Source organism: Marinomonas polaris DSM 16579 (assembly GCF_900129155.1).
In the GTDB taxonomy this organism is placed as follows: domain Bacteria; phylum Pseudomonadota; class Gammaproteobacteria; order Pseudomonadales; family Marinomonadaceae; genus Marinomonas; species Marinomonas polaris.
In genome coordinates, this window is record NZ_FQVF01000011.1 from 42,468 (window position 1) to 58,880 (window position 16,413).

General features: G+C 40.5%; 11 protein-coding genes. 6 read left to right on the forward strand and 5 right to left on the reverse strand.

From position 1 onward, the window contains the following. Nucleotides 1–128 precede the first annotated feature (128 nt). Nucleotides 129–1,643: a malonate--CoA ligase gene (locus BUA59_RS12770; protein ID WP_072840087.1), complete on the reverse strand. Its 1,515-nt coding sequence runs from the start codon at nucleotides 1,641–1,643 to the stop codon at nucleotides 129–131. A gap of 2 nt (nucleotides 1,644–1,645) precedes the next feature. Beyond that, on the reverse strand, nucleotides 1,646–2,893 hold the full coding sequence (locus tag BUA59_RS12775; protein ID WP_072840088.1) for a malonyl-CoA decarboxylase: 1,248 nt from the start codon (nucleotides 2,891–2,893) through the stop codon (nucleotides 1,646–1,648). Between the two features lie 275 nt (nucleotides 2,894–3,168). Between BUA59_RS12775 and BUA59_RS12780 the strand changes: the two genes are divergently transcribed. Then, on the forward strand, nucleotides 3,169–4,311 hold the full coding sequence (locus BUA59_RS12780; protein WP_072840089.1) for a DNA alkylation repair protein: 1,143 nt from the start codon (nucleotides 3,169–3,171) through the stop codon (nucleotides 4,309–4,311). On the opposite strand, the gene BUA59_RS12785 is transcribed toward BUA59_RS12780, so the two are convergent. Both BUA59_RS12785 and BUA59_RS12790 read right to left on the reverse strand, forming a co-directional pair. Next, nucleotides 4,308–5,666, reverse strand: coding sequence for a GGDEF domain-containing protein (locus tag BUA59_RS12785; RefSeq protein WP_072840090.1), 1,359 nt, complete (start codon nucleotides 5,664–5,666; stop codon nucleotides 4,308–4,310). The genes BUA59_RS12780 and BUA59_RS12785 overlap by 4 nt on opposite strands. A gap of 41 nt (nucleotides 5,667–5,707) precedes the next feature. After that, entirely contained in the window at nucleotides 5,708–7,066 is a 1,359-nt protein-coding gene (locus tag BUA59_RS12790; protein WP_072840091.1) for a GGDEF domain-containing protein, read from the reverse strand. A gap of 301 nt (nucleotides 7,067–7,367) precedes the next feature. Here BUA59_RS12790 and BUA59_RS12795 point away from each other — a divergent pair, with 301 nt between their 5' ends. Continuing rightward, nucleotides 7,368–8,888 carry a bifunctional metallophosphatase/5'-nucleotidase gene (locus BUA59_RS12795; RefSeq protein WP_072840092.1) on the forward strand — a complete coding sequence of 507 codons (1,521 nt, stop codon included), beginning with the start codon at nucleotides 7,368–7,370 and terminating at the stop codon, nucleotides 8,886–8,888. A 2-nt stretch (nucleotides 8,889–8,890) separates the two neighbouring features. Continuing rightward, entirely contained in the window at nucleotides 8,891–10,561 is a 1,671-nt protein-coding gene (locus BUA59_RS12800) for a GGDEF domain-containing protein (protein WP_072840093.1), read from the forward strand. A 61-nt stretch (nucleotides 10,562–10,622) separates the two neighbouring features. On the opposite strand, the gene BUA59_RS12805 is transcribed toward BUA59_RS12800, so the two are convergent. Beyond that, nucleotides 10,623–11,819, reverse strand: a complete 1,197-nt coding sequence (locus BUA59_RS12805) for a sugar transporter (protein WP_072840094.1) — start codon at nucleotides 11,817–11,819, stop codon at nucleotides 10,623–10,625. Between the two features lie 282 nt (nucleotides 11,820–12,101). Between BUA59_RS12805 and BUA59_RS12810 the strand changes: the two genes are divergently transcribed. The 3 genes from BUA59_RS12810 (at nucleotide 12,102) to BUA59_RS12820 (ending at nucleotide 16,304) form a co-directional block, all read left to right on the forward strand. Continuing rightward, nucleotides 12,102–13,715 carry a methyl-accepting chemotaxis protein gene (locus BUA59_RS12810; protein ID WP_072840095.1) on the forward strand — a complete coding sequence of 538 codons (1,614 nt, stop codon included), beginning with the start codon at nucleotides 12,102–12,104 and terminating at the stop codon, nucleotides 13,713–13,715. A 202-nt stretch (nucleotides 13,716–13,917) separates the two neighbouring features. Next, a complete protein-coding gene (locus tag BUA59_RS12815; protein WP_072840096.1) occupies nucleotides 13,918–15,141 on the forward strand; it encodes a sensor domain-containing diguanylate cyclase in 1,224 nt (407 codons plus the stop codon). Between the two features lie 116 nt (nucleotides 15,142–15,257). Beyond that, a complete protein-coding gene (locus BUA59_RS12820; protein WP_072840097.1) occupies nucleotides 15,258–16,304 on the forward strand; it encodes a Fe(3+) ABC transporter substrate-binding protein in 1,047 nt (348 codons plus the stop codon). The last annotated feature ends 109 nt before the right edge of the window (nucleotides 16,305–16,413 follow it).

Sequence of the window (16,413 nt, forward strand, 5' to 3'; positions counted from 1 at the left end):
ACATCCATTACGGGGTGTGGATCAGTGCGAAGACAGGTCATGGTAACACCAAAGCCTATCAATAACTGGCTTAACCTGACATTACCAACAAAAAAGGTGGCACAATGTGCCACCAAGGGAGATTTTCTTTATGCTGCGAATAGATGCCCGAACTGATCTCGCAATAGATTTTTCTGTACTTTGCCCATCGTATTTCTTGGCAACTCCTCGATAACAACAAACTTCTTCGGTTGCTTAAAACGCGCCAAAGTCTGAGCAATATTTTTCTCTATCGACTCTAAATCTAGCGTCACACCTGATTTTGCAATTAAAACGGCAACAACCGTTTCACCAAAATCTGCATGTGGCACACCAATCACGGCACTCTCTAATACACCTTCTTCTTCGTCGAGCAATAACTCCAACTCTTTTGGATAAATATTGTAGCCGCCAGAGATAATGAGGTCTTTATTACGTCCGACGATATGAACATAGCCATCTTTATCGATAAGTCCTAGGTCTCCTGTAATAAAGAAACCATCTTCACGCAGCTCTTCAGCCGTTTTTTCTGGCATTTGCCAATAGCCTTTAAAGACATTAGGTCCACGTACCTCAATTTGGCCAATTTCACCCTGAGGTAACGTTTCGCCAGTATCCATATCAGTAATTTTCACCTCGGTTCCCGGTAGAGGAAGACCAACAGTACCTGCACGACGCTCCCCGTCATAAGGATTAGAGGTATTCATATTGGTTTCCGTCATGCCATAACGTTCCAAAATGCGATGCCCAGTTCGTTCTTCAAACTCAACATGAGTATCGGCTAACAAAGGCGCGCTACCAGAAATAAACAAACGCATAGGCTGCGCAAGTTCTTTGGTAAAACGAGGATCACTCAATAAACGTGTGTAAAAAGTTGGAACCCCCATCATAACCGTCGCCTGGGGCATCAAATTCAACATGATATCAAGATCAAACTTTGGCAAGAAGATGATTTTACTACCTGCAGTCAATGACACGTTTGTCGCAACAAACAAACCATGAGTATGGAAAATAGGAAGTGCGTGGAGCAGAACATCTTGCTCGGTAAAACGCCATTCATCGGCAAGTGCTTGAGAGTTGGATAACAAGTTACCATGAGTCAACATCGCACCTTTTGAACGCCCAGTCGTACCTGAGGTATAAAGGAAAGAAGCCAAGTCATCCTCTTCACGAGGTACCGTATCAAACACTGTAGGCATAGTTTGAGCTAATACAGAAAACTCACCGGAACCATCTTCGTTTAGCGTTTTTAATATAGCGCCACAAGCGGCGGCCACAGGTTGCAATGCGGCGGCTTGTTTCTCGTCACAAAGTAGCACTTTCGCGCGACTGTCTTCGACAAAGTAAGATACTTCATCCGCGGTATAAGCCGTATTCAATGGCAAGAAAACAACACCGGCTTGTGCACAGGCTGCATACACAGCTAAGGCTTGGGGAGACTTAGCAATTTGTACCGCTAGACAATCATCAGGCTGCAAACCTAACTGAACCAATGTATGGGCGTATTGCGAGGCCAATTCAAGAAACTCATTATGAGTCATAGTAGAGCCATCAGGCTGCTGCAAAAAAACGCTTGTTTTGCCTTTGTGCTTACCAAATAAGCGATCGTATAGTGGATTTGTCATTGTTATTCTCCTTTTTTTCTAGTCGCGATAGAAGCACTTAACGCATGTACCGCATCCGATGCCACTACTTTTTGTTCCGTGACGAACTGTTCGTGATTTTTGGAAACCTGAGTTAGGTCGTATAAATAATTTACCATGGCTCCGTTTGACTGTTTCAAGCCGTTTGACGAAACGTCTGCATCGGCATGCACCGCTTGAATCATCGCGCCATTACCGAGGTGAAAACGCGTAACAGGATCTAAAGGTTTACCATCAGGACGCTTAGCATTCAGCAGATAATAAGCAGCTAAAGCTTGGTCTTTCCCCTTCCCTAAAGACCCCATTCCAGCGCTATTAGCCCACTTAGCCAAACCTGGAATAGGTGACAGGGTCACAAAGGTATTTAGATTATCCAAGTCTCTAGCAAGGTTTGCAGCAACTTGTTTGATGAGGAAATTACCAAACGATATTCCCGCTAATCCAGGCTGGCAGTTAGAAATAGAATAGAAAACTGCGGTGTCAGCTTCGTCAGCTTCAATTATTTCTCGATCGGTCGTCAACAAAGATTGTATGGAGCTCGCAGTGCCTTTGGTTAAAGCGACCTCAACAAAAATTAATGGGTCGTCCGCCATAGAAGGATGAAAAAATCCATAACAACGACGATCTGAAGGCTTTAAACGTTGGCGTAAATCATCCCAGCTATCGATGGCGTGCACCGCTTCATAAGCTATGATTTTTTCCAAAATACTGGCAGGACTGTCCCAATTAATTGGGCGTAGCACCAAAAAGCCACGATTAAACCAGGAAGTGAATAGATGGTTAAAATCTACGTCTAAAATCCCTAATGAGGCATCTTCTTTAGTGGCTTTTAATAAGTCTTCACGCATTTTCACCAATTTTGGCGTAGCGCCAGGAACTTGATTAAAGCGACGAATAAGCTCTTGTCGTCTTGGCTCACAAGCAGAGGCAAAGGCCTTATAAGTCTGCTTGCTTGGTTGCTTTTGATATTCCGTCAAAGCGGTAATCACTTCATCAGTAACCACTTCTAAACCGTGAGTCATAAATTCAAATAATTCACGTTTTTCATCGCTGGACATTTGATCATAACGATCGAGGATATTTCTCGCTAATGCGCCACCAGATACTTCACCATGACGAGTAAGTAAATCCTGACACATGGCTTTTACTGTTCGATTATCCTCTTCATTCGATCGAGCTTTGCGATAACGACGATCAAAAACAGAAGAAAACAGTTCTGTAAAAAAATTCATATAATTAGCTCTCGTTATTTTTATTCGATTCCATTCTTATAAGATTCACCGTCACCATTGACGAAGTGAAGCTTAAGGATACTAATCTTTATGAAGACACCTAAAAAGAAGAGTTTTGAGATAATATCCTTGCCATTTAAGCAAAGCAAACAAACGTATCTTTATGATTCATTGAAACAATATTCAATTAAACTAAGCTATTTTTCTGCTGACAAGAACTGACATTAAGCGATGATAAGGTTACGCTGTTGCCCATTACTCAGGAAGATCAACGCATGACAGAACCTTTTAAAAACCTCTTCAATCACAATGTTATTAACGAGATAGCGAAACATTTTCAGCGCCATTGGAAAGACTTCGATAAACAAGGTTTTGTTGACGCGGCATGCGATCAACTTGAAGAGTTAGAACTAAAGGCCCGCTCACAACAAATCACCGCAGCCATGAGTCGTTATTTGCCGGATGATTTCGAACACGCAGGGCAAATTATACTCGCAGCCTTGGCACCAGAATCAAAAGAAACGGCACCAGAAGCAAAAGAAAAACCAGCAACTGAGAGTGACGGTATTTCTGGCTGGGCGATTATGCCAATGGGCGATTACGTGGGGATGCATGGCCTTGCGCATCATGATCTATCCATGATTTTGTTAAATGCCATGACGCGTCGTTTTACCTCCGAATTTAGCATTCGTTTTTTCTTATTGGCCTTTCCAGAAGAAACGCTTAATACCCTTAAAAACTGGCTCAAAGATGACAACAAGCATGTACGACGTTTAATTTCAGAAGGTACTCGACCACGCTTGCCTTGGGCCATGCAGTTACCGAGTTTTATTCAGAATCCAACACCCGTAATTGAGTTACTTGAAACGCTTAAAGACGATCCAGAAGAATACGTACGTCGCTCAGTTGCGAATAATCTCAACGACATTGCCAAGGATCACCCTGACCTTGTAGCAGATATCGCCAAAAAATGGATGCAAGGCGCGGATATAAACCGTCAGAAGCTGATTCGCCATGCCTGTAGAACCTTATTAAAACAAGGTAACCAGAAGGCACTAGAAGTATTCGGTTATGGCAAACCAAAGTTAGGCAGTATTAAGTTGGAAATCCATGAAGAACAGGTGAAATTGAACGGCAATTTGGAATTTTCACTGTTAGTCGAATCAACCAACGAGGGAGATCAAAGCTTAATGATCGATTACGTCATTCATCACCAAAAGAAGAATGGTAAAACAACACCCAAGGTATTTAAGTGGAAGAAAGCCACTTTACTGGCTGGAAAAAGTCTATCCATGAGTAAGAAACACCCTTTCAAAGCCATCACCACCCGAGTGTATTATGACGGCCTGCATGAGGTAGAGATTCTTGTTAATGGTCAATCCATTGCCAAAAATAGTTTCTTTTTATCAATAGACTAACCAACGACTACTCGATTACGTCCTGCGCCTTTAGCCTCATACAGTAAAATATCGGCGCGTTTTACAATCCGAGTCTGATCATCAAAATCTTGGTAATCGGTCACTCCCAAGCTAATGGTGAATGGAGGCATACCATTTTCATTCAGATGGTCAATCTTCTTGCGTAGCTGCTCTGCCAATACACCTGCATCTTTGAGGTTAGTATCTCTTAGTAATATGGCAAATTCTTCACCACCAATTCTAAACAATACATCGGTTTCACGCAGGCGTTTTCGCAACGTGTTAACCAGTAATTTGAGCACATTATCTCCGACATCATGGCCAAAGCCGTCGTTGATTTTTTTGAAATGATCGACATCTAACAAGATTAAACTAAAATGATGGCCACGATTCGCCAGCGCAAGTTCATCTTTAATTTGCTCGTCCCATTTGTGGCGATTAAACGTACCAGTCAACTTATCTCGTGTTGCTAGCTCAATCAACTGAGTTTCGACTTTATGTCGATTGCTCATTTCTTTCGAAAACTGCCCTACTAATGCCTTTAAGTCTGTTTCTAATTCGTCAAGTTCATCTAAGCCTTTGTAGCTTAGCGAGGTATTGTCATGTTCGATAACAATTGAACGATGCAATGACTCTATCTGCCCACGTAGTGACCAAATTCGTTTACGAAAAGTAATGATGATATATAAGGTTAGATAAGTACCAATACCAAAAGCAGATACACCCAAAATAGCATTCATAATCACAAAATGACGTTCTTGACTTTCAACCGTTGCCGAAACATTCATGGTTAATTGGTCAATTTTTCTGAGCATCTCATCAGCCTGAGCATCTAAATCTTTATCCTGCTGTTCTAATATTTGCCAAGATGTTGAAAACCCTTGTTTGTCCTGCTCTAGAAAATCATCTACAAGACGATCAAAGCTCATTCGATGTTGGTGCAGAAGGTTAATTTGTTCAATTAAAGCTTTATGATCCAGTAATTTAATTCTTACGCTACCGAAACCAAGCCCAGTGTGTAGTATTTCCGTAGACTTATCTAACTGAGCGGCAAGCTGTTCGCTAAATTCATCAAAACCTTTTACGCTTTTCGCTTGCATGGATTTATTAGCAAAAAAAGCATCACCTTGTTGACGAATACTCTCCATCAATAAATGCTGTTTAAGCTGCAGCATTTCGATGTCAGCCATTACTTCAGAGAGCGGCACATCAATTTCTGCTACCTCATGCATTTCTTTATAGATACGCTGAGATTGGTAAGCAGAATAAAAAATCACGACAAATAAAAATGACAAAAGAATAAACGACAAACTGCTAATTTTTCGCGTCATAGATATATTTAACCAATTAAACATATAAAGCTTCTTGATAAATGTTGCATAAATAAGGCTAAAAGTTAGCCGATCATAACTCGATTTCGTCCAGCACCTTTGGCCTCATAGAGTAAGATATCGGCGCGTTTTACGATACGACTCTGATCATCAAAATCTTGATAATCAGTCACGCCTAAACTGATGGTAAATGGCGGCATGCCATCTTCATTCAAAGTTTCAATCTTCTTGCGTAACTGTTCAGCCAATACTCCAGCATCTTCACAATTTGTATCTCTTAGTAATACTGCAAATTCCTCACCACCGATTCTGAACAACATGTCTGTTTCACGTAGACGTTTTCGCAAGGTATTAACCAGTAATTTGAGTACGTTATCACCAAAGTCATGCCCATAGGCATCGTTGATTTTCTTGAAATGATCAACATCTAACAAGATCAAACTAAAATGATGACCGCGATTGGCAAGCGCCAGTTCATCTTTGATTTGTTCGTCCCATTTATGACGATTAAACGCACCAGTTAGCTTGTCTCGTGTGGCTAACTCAATCAGCTGAGTTTCAACTTCGTCACGATTATCTTTTTCCAACGAGAAACGCGCCATCAGAATCTTTAAGTCTTTTTCCAACTGATCCAATTCATCAGAACCTTTATTATGTATTGCATCGTTACTTTCATCAGGAGAAATAGAACGATGCAAAGACTCTATCTGACCACGCAACGAACCCACTTTCTGACGAAAAGACAAAATCGTATAAAGGGTTAAATAGCCGCCAATGGCAAAGGCTGATAAACCCAATATTGCATTCACAACCATAAAATCACGTTCTTGTTTTTCTACTGTCGCGGCGACCTTCATCGTGAGTTGGTCAATATTCACAAGCAACTCATCGGCTTGAGAATCTAATAAATTATCTTGTTTTTCTAGCTCATCCCAAGATACCGAATAGTGCTCTTCGCCTTTGTTCAAAAACCGAGAGAACAAACTTTCGAAACCTACTCTATGGCTATGTAACACACTAATCTGCTGAATCAAGGATTGATGTTCTTCTACTTTGATACGAATGCTGCCGAATGTCATGCCTGTATGAAGTATGCTAATACTCTTATCAAGCTGTGCAGATAGCAGCTGACTAAACTCATCAAAGCCTTTGACACTTTTGGTCTGTGATACTTCATCAGCAAAAAAAGCATCGCCTTGTAGACGAATTCCCTCCATCAATAAATGCTGTTTAAGCTGCAAAATTTCTATATCAGCAATGACTTCGGAAAGTGGAATATCAATCTCCGCAACTTCTTGCATTTCTTTGTAGATTTTTTGTGTCTGATACGTTGAATAAAGAATCACCACAAAGAGAAACGATAAGAGAACAAAAGACAGGCTGCTTATTTTTCGTGTCATAGAGACATTTAACCAATTAAACATAGAGGGTTCTTGATAAGTGTTGTACAACTAAAGCTAGGATATAAGGCATAAAAATCAATCCAAACAATGAACTTAAATATTAACATAGTTAGATACTGTAAAAGTTAGGATATAAAACCTAAGTTTTTGAAAGGGCTTAACTACTTTAGTGTTTAAAAGTGATCATAAAACACTTTTTTGATGACGACATGCACGATCTGTTATGTAAAAATCAGGAAATAGCACAACTAAACAGGTTAACTTTAAGCAAGGTCGATCTATAAAATATTTATCAATAATGAAACAACAATAAGACCAATGGATGAACACATTCAAAATGCGCTATCTGACTATTGTAAAACTACTTACTCTTCTGACTTTTTTTGCTCAAAACAGTGCTTTTGCAGAGAAACAAGCGACCATTATTTTTGATGCTGAAATGTCGACAATTAACGATGCAAAAAATGGCAGCTATGCTCAGTTAGCAACTCTTATTGATGATTATAGAGAAAAAAGTACCAGTACGTTTTTCATTTTCGGTGGCGAAAGCTTAGGACCAAGCATGCTATCCTCTATGGACAGGGGCGCCCATATTATTGATGTACTTAATAGCCTCGAACCTAATGCTATGGGAGTTTCAAAACGGGAATTTAGCTATCAAGAAGATGAACTGATATTACGTACCTATGAAGCCGCTTTTCCAATAGTATCAAGCAACTTATATGATCCTATCTCCAAGCAATCACCAGAAGGCATTGAAGCCTATACTTTGCTAAAACAAGGTGAGGTGAAACTAGGGTTCATTTCCATACTAGACCCAGTCGTTACCGAAAAGTACCCAACAAAAAGACTAGTAATTACACCGCCACTAGAAGCAGTCTTGGAAATAGCTAAATTACTTAGGAAGCAAAATGTAGATTTAATTGTTTTACATTACTCCACTTTTTCTCCTGTTATTAACCAACTATTGGGACAAGGCATCATTGATCTTGCTCTTTTTGAGGATCAAAATTTCCACTCTAATACTTATTCAAATTCCCCACGACATCCAAATAATCTTGTGCTGGCAAAAAAGAGTGACGCTGCGGTTATTCAACTTACCTGGCAACCAGATCACCCTCACGATAGTTTGGTCATCGAAGAGATCAGTGTTGATCTAACTTCTCTTCCTGCAAAACCTAAAGTATTGCAGTTGGAAGAAGAATACGATAATAGACTCAACTCATTATTAAACGAAGTAATAGGTAAAACCGACACACAAATTAATTTACAACGAAAAGTACTGCGTACTTCTGAAAACGGCTTTGCCAATTTGGTTACAGATACATTAAAAGATTTTACCGATGCTCAAATTGCTCTTATAAATAGCGGTACATTACGAAGTGAAAAAATACTCCAAGCAGGGTCACCTCTTACAGTAAGAGACATTCGCGCCATGCTACCCTATCGCAATACCCTCCAGTTAATAGAAGCAACCGGGCAACAAATAATGGACGCACTAGAGCATGGTCTCAGCAAATTAGAATCACAAAGTGGCCAGTTTTTACAAGTCGCTGGAATTAAAGTAACTTATGACTCGTCACGCCCCATAGGCAAACGCCTGATTTCTGTTAAATTAAACAAACAACCGCTACAACCAAAACAAATCTATAAAGTTGTCTCGCTCGACTATCTAATAAATGGTGGCGATGGATTTACTATGTTTAAAAACAGCAAAGCACTGACTTATAAACAAACCAACAGCTTAACCCTATCAGACATCATGAGCGTTGAAATTCACCAGAAAAAAGTCATTGCGCCTAAAATTGATGGTCGATTAAAAAATCTAGCGGTAGAAAATTAAACATGAACAACAAACCGCTATTTCCCCCTATTTCAAAGACAAGTAACAATCGGCGATTAAGCTTAGTAAAACAACTGGGCATATTACTAGTTATCGGTTTATTGCTTTTTGTTAGCGTTGGGTATGTATTGCAAACTAGGTTAGAGCAAACTCAATCCATACTTAATGACTTAACTCTCAATACTATTCCAGCGATGAATAATGCCACTAGAAGCGCGTTAAAATCAGGTGAATTGATGTCTGCACTTGAGTCCTTAACCTCCGCAACAACACCGGCAGAAAGAAGAATTGCCGAATTAGAGGTAACAGAAAAGCTCAAAGCACTAGAAAAAGAAACCAGCAAAATAACCGATAACCAAACTGTCATTATGTTGCTCAAAACCTCTCAGGAAGAAACCGAGCACCTCAACGTCTTAATTGATCAGAAACTAGACCTAGCCTATAAAATAAAAGTTAACTTGAAAAAAATATGGGATCTGAAAATTGAAGCAGATCAAATAAACCCACCCACTAATATCTTGCCATTGGAGCAAACGTATTTTATGCAATGGCAGATTGCTTTATTACAAACACTCTCATTTGCCTATAAAATAGAAAACACTGAACGATTAAGCGATTTACAAGAAATACATCGTTTACTCGAACTCAACTTACAGAACATGGATGTGGTTTCGACAAACCTTGCTGCCCCATTAAAAAAACAAGTTGAACAGATTAATACTGATCTTAGATGCATCCTTTCAGATCCTGAAAATCTTGCAGAACAACAGGCAAATTATCTTCGAATTATCGGTAGAACTCGCGGGCGCGAGCATTTCATCCATAATATGATCAGCGACTACAGCAACATAACAAACCAACAGTCCCTTGTTGAATATAATAATTTAAACGGCAAAATAGCCTCACTGGCACAAGGGATGACGACACAGAAAATATGGTTCATTTGTGGTTTTATTTTATTATCCACAATGATCATTGCGACATTAGGACTTTATAGTTATGCGGTTAAGCGCTTACGAACCTTAACTCAAAAAATTAACCTAATGACCAAAGGCTCACACAACCTTCCTTCAAATAGGGATGAGATTGATGAGTTATTTCAGGCTTTTGATGAGTTCTCAAACACGATTAATACGCAAACACGCCGCTTGGAGAGCCTGTCTCTCACAGACAGTTTGACCAATATAGCTAACAGACGGGCGTTTGATCAGCGCTTGTTAGTTGAACTGTCATCAGACAAAAGTAGCAGGTACGACCTGTCCATCCTGCTAATAGATGTCGACTATTTTAAACAATATAATGACACATATGGACATATTAGCGGTGATGAAGCATTACAGAAAATTGCCTCGTCACTAGAAAGTATAATTAACAAAGAAACCGATTTGCTCGCTCGCTATGGCGGAGAAGAGTTTGTTGTCATCCTTCCAAATAAAAGCGCAAAACAAGCGGAAGAAATTGCCCAGCAAATGAAACAGGTAATTGAGTTAATAAACATAGAGCATAAAACAAGCAAAATAGCAGATGCCATCACGGTAAGTATAGGTATTGTAACTAAAGTAAAAAATGGAAAAACTGACACCGACACGTTAATGAAAAATGCTGATATTGCACTTTACCATTCAAAAGCCCAAGGTCGGAATCAAGCAACGCATATTGATGATATTAACTGAATTTAAACTAAGTACAGATACACTTTAGTATCTGTACTTAACAACGCTCATAGATAAAATTCTATACTGCGGCAGGCTTACCAATACGTTTTAGTAGCGTCACAATCACCGCTAGAGCACAAACACCTAGAATAGCACCAGTGAAACCGACACTCCCCAAGCCAACAAATTGAATGACCTGATTACCAATCAAAGCACCCGCACCGATACCCAAATTTATAATGCCAGAATACAAAGACATAATAATATCAGCGGCAGTATCGTCTACTTTCAGCACTCGTATCTGCATGCTCAAGCCAATAATCATCAGCGACGCACCCCACAACAAAACGCTGGTAATCAGCAAAGAGCCACTTGGTGCGACAAAGTACAAAGCACTCATACACAATGATGCGATGACGACACTAGAAACTAACATCAAAGTATTCGCTCTTTCACCAAAGTAGCTAAACAGTACACTTCCAACAATCCCCGCCATACCAAACAGCAATAATACCAACGTGGTGAATTGACCACTGGCTGAACCGATCTCTTTTAAGAAGGGCTCTATGTAGCTGTAAGCCGTGTAATGAGCAGAAAAAATTACGAAGATAAACAAATACATGCCTAGCAATACTTTATTACGAAGCACTTCTGGTACCTTACTAAGAGAACCCGAAAACAAACTAGGTAAATTAGGTAGCAAACGGTACATGGCTAACATGATAATTAATGCGATGACCGCAATAACAGCAAAAGTGGCTCGCCATCCTAAAAGCTGACCAATGATACGACCCGCTGGCACACCAAGCACCATCGCCAGACCTGTTCCCGTTGCCAGTACACTCAGCGCAAAGGTATGTTTTCCTTGCGGAGCAACACGAATTGCAATGGAAGCGGTAATCGACCAAAACACCGCATGAGCAAAAGCGATCCCAATACGGCTCACCAACAAAGTCGTAAAATTCCACGCCACTACCGTCAAAATATGGCTGGCAATAAACAAGGCAAACAGACCTAGCAATAACGTCTTACGCTCTAGCTTACGCGTCAACAACATCATTGGCAGCGACATAAGTGCCACAATCCACGCATATACAGTCAGCATCCAACCAACCTGTGCAGGCGGAATCGAAAAGCTTTGCGCAATATCCGACAACAACCCCACAGGAACAAATTCTGTGGTGTTAAAAATAAAAGCACTGAAGCCCAGCACAAAAACGCGCAAGTATTGAACACGGCGAGAAGCCGTATCCTCAGTAGAAGGAATTGATATCATGATGACCTGCAGGAATGAGAGCGACAAGAAAGACCGCTATTGTCCACTTTTTTAAGCATAACGGAATAGTGAAATATGGATGTTTATTGATAGTTATCTTAATGCTAGCTCTGATCAATTTAGAAAGTCTAAACATCCCCTTCTCCCTTACCAAATAATTTTTCTTTAAGAAGAATTACTTTGATTTTTTATGGAAAATGCCATACAAACTACGCACCAAAATAACGCAAAAAACAGCACCAAGATCACGCGAGATAATCTATCAACGTTGAAGGAACCGACATGAACAATTTATCCGTAAAAGCGAAATTCATCACCCTCATTTTATCTATCATCATTATATTTTTGGTGGCATTAAGTTTAATAAAAGCAAAAAGTACAGAATTAGCAACTCGCTTTGACCGATTCTATGAAGAAAACCACAATGTTTCGCTCAATTTAGAACGAGTGAAAGAAGCACAGGTTAATATCGTCCTCAATGTCAGAGGTTTACAGATTGCTTATCTACTATCACTCGACCAGCAAATCCCAGGTTATCTAGAAGCTATTTCTAAGAGCTACAACACAACACCGTCTCTTATTAATGAACTTAACAAAGGTCTTTCAGATAAATCCGACGAATCTAGAAAGCTGCAAACACTGCTTAATAATTTTCAAAGTAAAACAAAAGCTTTCGTCAGCGCGATGGAAAATTCAACCGATAACAAAGCGCCCTTCCCAGTGTTTTCTGCTTTTATCGGCTCATACAATGACCTGATGACATACTTCGCGCTTCTAACAGACAAGACAAACGCCGAAGTCATTGAAGCAAAAAAACAAACGGAAAGTCTTGTTGCAGAAATTGAAATCGGCTTTTGGATTTCTATCGTAATCGCACTGATTATTTCCATCACGCTTAGCTACTTGATATCCAACAACATAGTACGTGGTATTTTGGCAGTTCGTAACGCAGCACAGAATATGGCGCAAGGCCACCTCAATAAGCCGGTTCAAGTGTCAGGAAGTGATGAAATTGCAGAACTTGGTAATGCCATTAATACCTCTGCTCAAAATCTACGCTCTGTCATTGCTGGTGTTCTTAGTTCGGTAAACAAAGTAAATGAAAATAGCCAAGAAGTATTAAAGGTAAACCAAGAGGTAAGCGAATATTCTGTTCACATTATGGACAACACCACTCAAGTGGTTGTGGCACTAGATCAGATGTCCGCTAATAACCGCACCATTGCTGACAACACTCAACAATCAGCCGACGCCGCCAATAACATTCGCACTGTGGCACAAAACAGTTTAACCACAGCAAACGGTACCTTAGACGCAATAAACCAGCTGGTTGGCTCCTTAAAAGAAACAGGAACTGTTGTTACTCAACTACGCCAAGAAACAACCAATATAGAAACCATCTTAGATGTTATTCGTAGTATTGCAGAGCAAACCAATTTACTTGCCCTGAACGCTGCGATAGAAGCAGCTCGTGCAGGCGAACAAGGCCGAGGATTCGCCGTTGTTGCAGACGAAGTTCGAACTCTAGCGCAACGTTCACAAGATAGCGTAAATGAGATTGAAACACTTTTGGCTCAACTTAGTACTGCCAGTGGGCAGGCCGTCAACCGTATGGAAGTCAGCTTAAAATTAGTGGAATCGTCAAAAGACCAAGTCGAAAAAACCAACGAGCTTACTGGTAATATTCTAGCTGGCATTGAGCGAGTTTCAGAGCAAGCTCAACATATTGCTAAATCCATAGAAGAGCAAACGCAAGTATCTGAAGACATCACCAAGAAAATGCACTCTGTGCAAAGCTTAACAAAACAAAGTGCAGAAATGGCCAAACGTTCAGGTCTTAACATGGCTCAAAGCAGTGTCGACGTGCAGCAGCAATTAAGTTTCTTCAAGCTTTAATACTAACCATTTTAATCCTCCATGCGCCTATCCATTTATTAAATGGTTAGGCGCTTTTCATGGCTGTAACTTCTACCTTTCTTTGTTACGACAACACCACAAGATCCGAACATAGGTTCTTAAAATTCCTACATTTTTTTACAGAATTCCCCCCTCACCTATGAGACGATGTTGATTAATAAATAAACCGCTATGAGTACCAATGACGCCTTCTATTTTATATTTTTCACCTCAACTAGCATCATGGAAGACGCAACTAGACACACTATTATTGACTTGTGGACAAGCCGTCGAATGGCAAGCTGTACAAAGTATTGATCAGTCACCTGTTCTATCTGTCGTATTACTTGCAGAAAAAGATATAAAAGCATCTGATTGGCCTCTTTTAGCATCCAGAAAGACCATAGTTATCGTTGACGAATGGAGCTTAGAACGTAGCGTTACATGGATACAAAGAGGAGCAGCAAACTGTTTTGCACGTGATGACGAACATCTCGCTGCATGGATAATATCCGAGTTATCGCAATTCACCTTAAGTCGCTCCCATAGCGATGAAGATGACGTGTTACAAGTCATCATAGATGCGATTCCCGTACCTATTTTTTTCAAAGACCATTTACATATTTATCGAGGCTGCAACACAGCATTTTGTCAATCCCTTGGTTTTTCTCGTGAAAAAGTCATTGGTCATTCTGTATATGATGTAGCGCCAAAACACCTCGCAGACACTTATTATGAAGCAGACCGTAAGTTATTGGCCAAAGGCGGCACGCAGTGTTATGAGGCGGAAGTACGATTTTCCGACGGTTCCCTCCATGAAATGGAGTTCAATAAAGCCGTTTTCACTAAATCAAATGGTCAAGCCTTAGGACAGGTTGGCGTCATGCTAGACGTTACCGAACGCAACCAATTAATCCGACAGCTAGATAAAGCTACTCGCACAGACCCCTTAACAGGCACGTCAAATCGTAGAGAATTTAATCTCATCATTCATGATGAATTCAACAAACGAAAACACTCGGAACAAACGCTCAGTTTAATGACATTGGACGTGGATTTTTTTAAGAAAATTAACGACAGATTTGGTCATGGTGGAGGCGATCAAGCACTGCAATTAATCGCTAACTGGTTACAAAGCCAATTACGCTCCTCAGACACATTGTTTCGTGTTGGTGGCGAAGAGTTTTATATTTTAATGCGAGATACCGATATACAAAACGCACTAAAAACCGCAGAGAGATTATGTAAAGGCATGGCGACTCATACCTTCTTAATCAATCAACAATCAGTACACATTACACTGTCTGCAGGTGTTATTGAATTAGCTCCAACTACAGACCTAGAAAGCGCTCTCGATATGGTAGACAAGGCATTGTACGAAGCAAAATCAGACGGTAGAAATTGTGTTTGTCCGGTATTTCAGTAATACATAGAAAATTTATTAAAAACACAACCTTAAACGGGAACGATTTCCATTCCCGTCTGTCTATAGCGAAGTAATCATTGGCAGTCCCAACTTCATACTATAGATAGGAACCCGTAATGAAACGTCCAAAAACAAAAACATCACTAATAACCTTAGCTGGCGCAACCTCGATACTCGCTTTTAGCAGTACATCCGTTCAGGCAAGTGGCGAGGTTAATATTTACTCTGCTCGCAGCGAAGCACTTATCGCACCTTTGTTAGATATCTATTCAAAAGAAAACAATGTCAAAGTAAACCTAATTACCGGTAGCGCGGATGCCCTATTGAGCCGCCTACAATCAGAAGGTGACGCTAGCCCAGCCGATGTATTCATTACTGTTGATGCAGGACGTTTATACCGAGCAAAAGAAGCAGGCGTGCTTCAGCCGTTTGAAACTGACAATCTAAACAAAGTCGTGCCTGAGCACCTAAAAGACCGCGAAGGTTACTGGTACGGCCTTTCTCAACGTGCTCGTGTTATCCTTTATAATCCAGAGACTGTATCCGCTGCCGATCTATCAACTTACGAAGATCTAGCTGACCCTAAATGGAAAGGCAAAATTTGCATCCGCTCTTCTAACAACATATACAACCAATCTTTGGTTGCTTCGATGATAGATGCAAACGGTGAAAAGCAAACTCTTGAGTGGATTAAAGGTTTAGTAGCCAACTTTGCTCGTCCACCAGCGGGTGGCGACACTGACCAGCTAAAAGCCGCAGCAGCGGGAGTTTGTGACATCGCCGTGGCGAATACTTATTACTTTGGGCGTTTAGGTTTAAGCGATAAAGCAGATGAGCGTGCAGTTTTTGATAAATTAAAAATGTTCTGGCCTAACCAAGCTGACAACGAACGTGGCGCTCATGTGAATGTCAGCGGTATTGGCATCACCGCATCCGCGAAAAACAAAGAAAACGCGCAACGGCTCATTGACTTCTTAACCAATAAGCAAAGCCAAGAATGGTACGCCAACGTGAACAACGAATACGCAGTGATCGAAGGCGTGGCGCCACCTAAAAGCTTAGCAACGTTTGGTGAGTTCAAAGCCGATAAAGTGTCTTTGAGTGTATTAGGTGAAAACAACCGTCAAGCGGTTAAATTAATGGACCAAGGTGGTTGGAAGTAAATTAAGCTTTCCACCTCACGCAGCAAAAAAAGAGAAGAGGCGCTACGGCGTCTCTTCTTCCATTAAATTCCAAAACGCTTCTACCAGCGGGTTCTTCAAGCTTTTGCTC

What these genes read in the sequence shown, in the direction of transcription:
- BUA59_RS12780 (WP_072840089.1), top strand. Translation starts at nt 3,169, where the DNA reads ATGACAGAACCTTTTAAAAACCTCTTCAATCACAATGTTATTAACGAG.
- BUA59_RS12805 (WP_072840094.1), bottom strand. Translation starts at nt 11,819, where the DNA reads ATGATATCAATTCCTTCTACTGAGGATACGGCTTCTCGCCGTGTTCAA.
- BUA59_RS12800 (WP_072840093.1), top strand. Translation starts at nt 8,891, where the DNA reads ATGAACAACAAACCGCTATTTCCCCCTATTTCAAAGACAAGTAACAAT.
- BUA59_RS12770 (WP_072840087.1), bottom strand. Translation starts at nt 1,643, where the DNA reads ATGACAAATCCACTATACGATCGCTTATTTGGTAAGCACAAAGGCAAA.
- BUA59_RS12775 (WP_072840088.1), bottom strand. Translation starts at nt 2,893, where the DNA reads ATGAATTTTTTTACAGAACTGTTTTCTTCTGTTTTTGATCGTCGTTAT.
- BUA59_RS12820 (WP_072840097.1), top strand. Translation starts at nt 15,258, where the DNA reads ATGAAACGTCCAAAAACAAAAACATCACTAATAACCTTAGCTGGCGCA.
- BUA59_RS12815 (WP_072840096.1), top strand. Translation starts at nt 13,918, where the DNA reads ATGACGCCTTCTATTTTATATTTTTCACCTCAACTAGCATCATGGAAG.
- BUA59_RS12810 (WP_072840095.1), top strand. Translation starts at nt 12,102, where the DNA reads ATGAACAATTTATCCGTAAAAGCGAAATTCATCACCCTCATTTTATCT.
- BUA59_RS12785 (WP_072840090.1), bottom strand. Translation starts at nt 5,666, where the DNA reads ATGTTTAATTGGTTAAATATATCTATGACGCGAAAAATTAGCAGTTTG.
- BUA59_RS12795 (WP_072840092.1), top strand. Translation starts at nt 7,368, where the DNA reads ATGAACACATTCAAAATGCGCTATCTGACTATTGTAAAACTACTTACT.
- BUA59_RS12790 (WP_072840091.1), bottom strand. Translation starts at nt 7,066, where the DNA reads ATGTTTAATTGGTTAAATGTCTCTATGACACGAAAAATAAGCAGCCTG.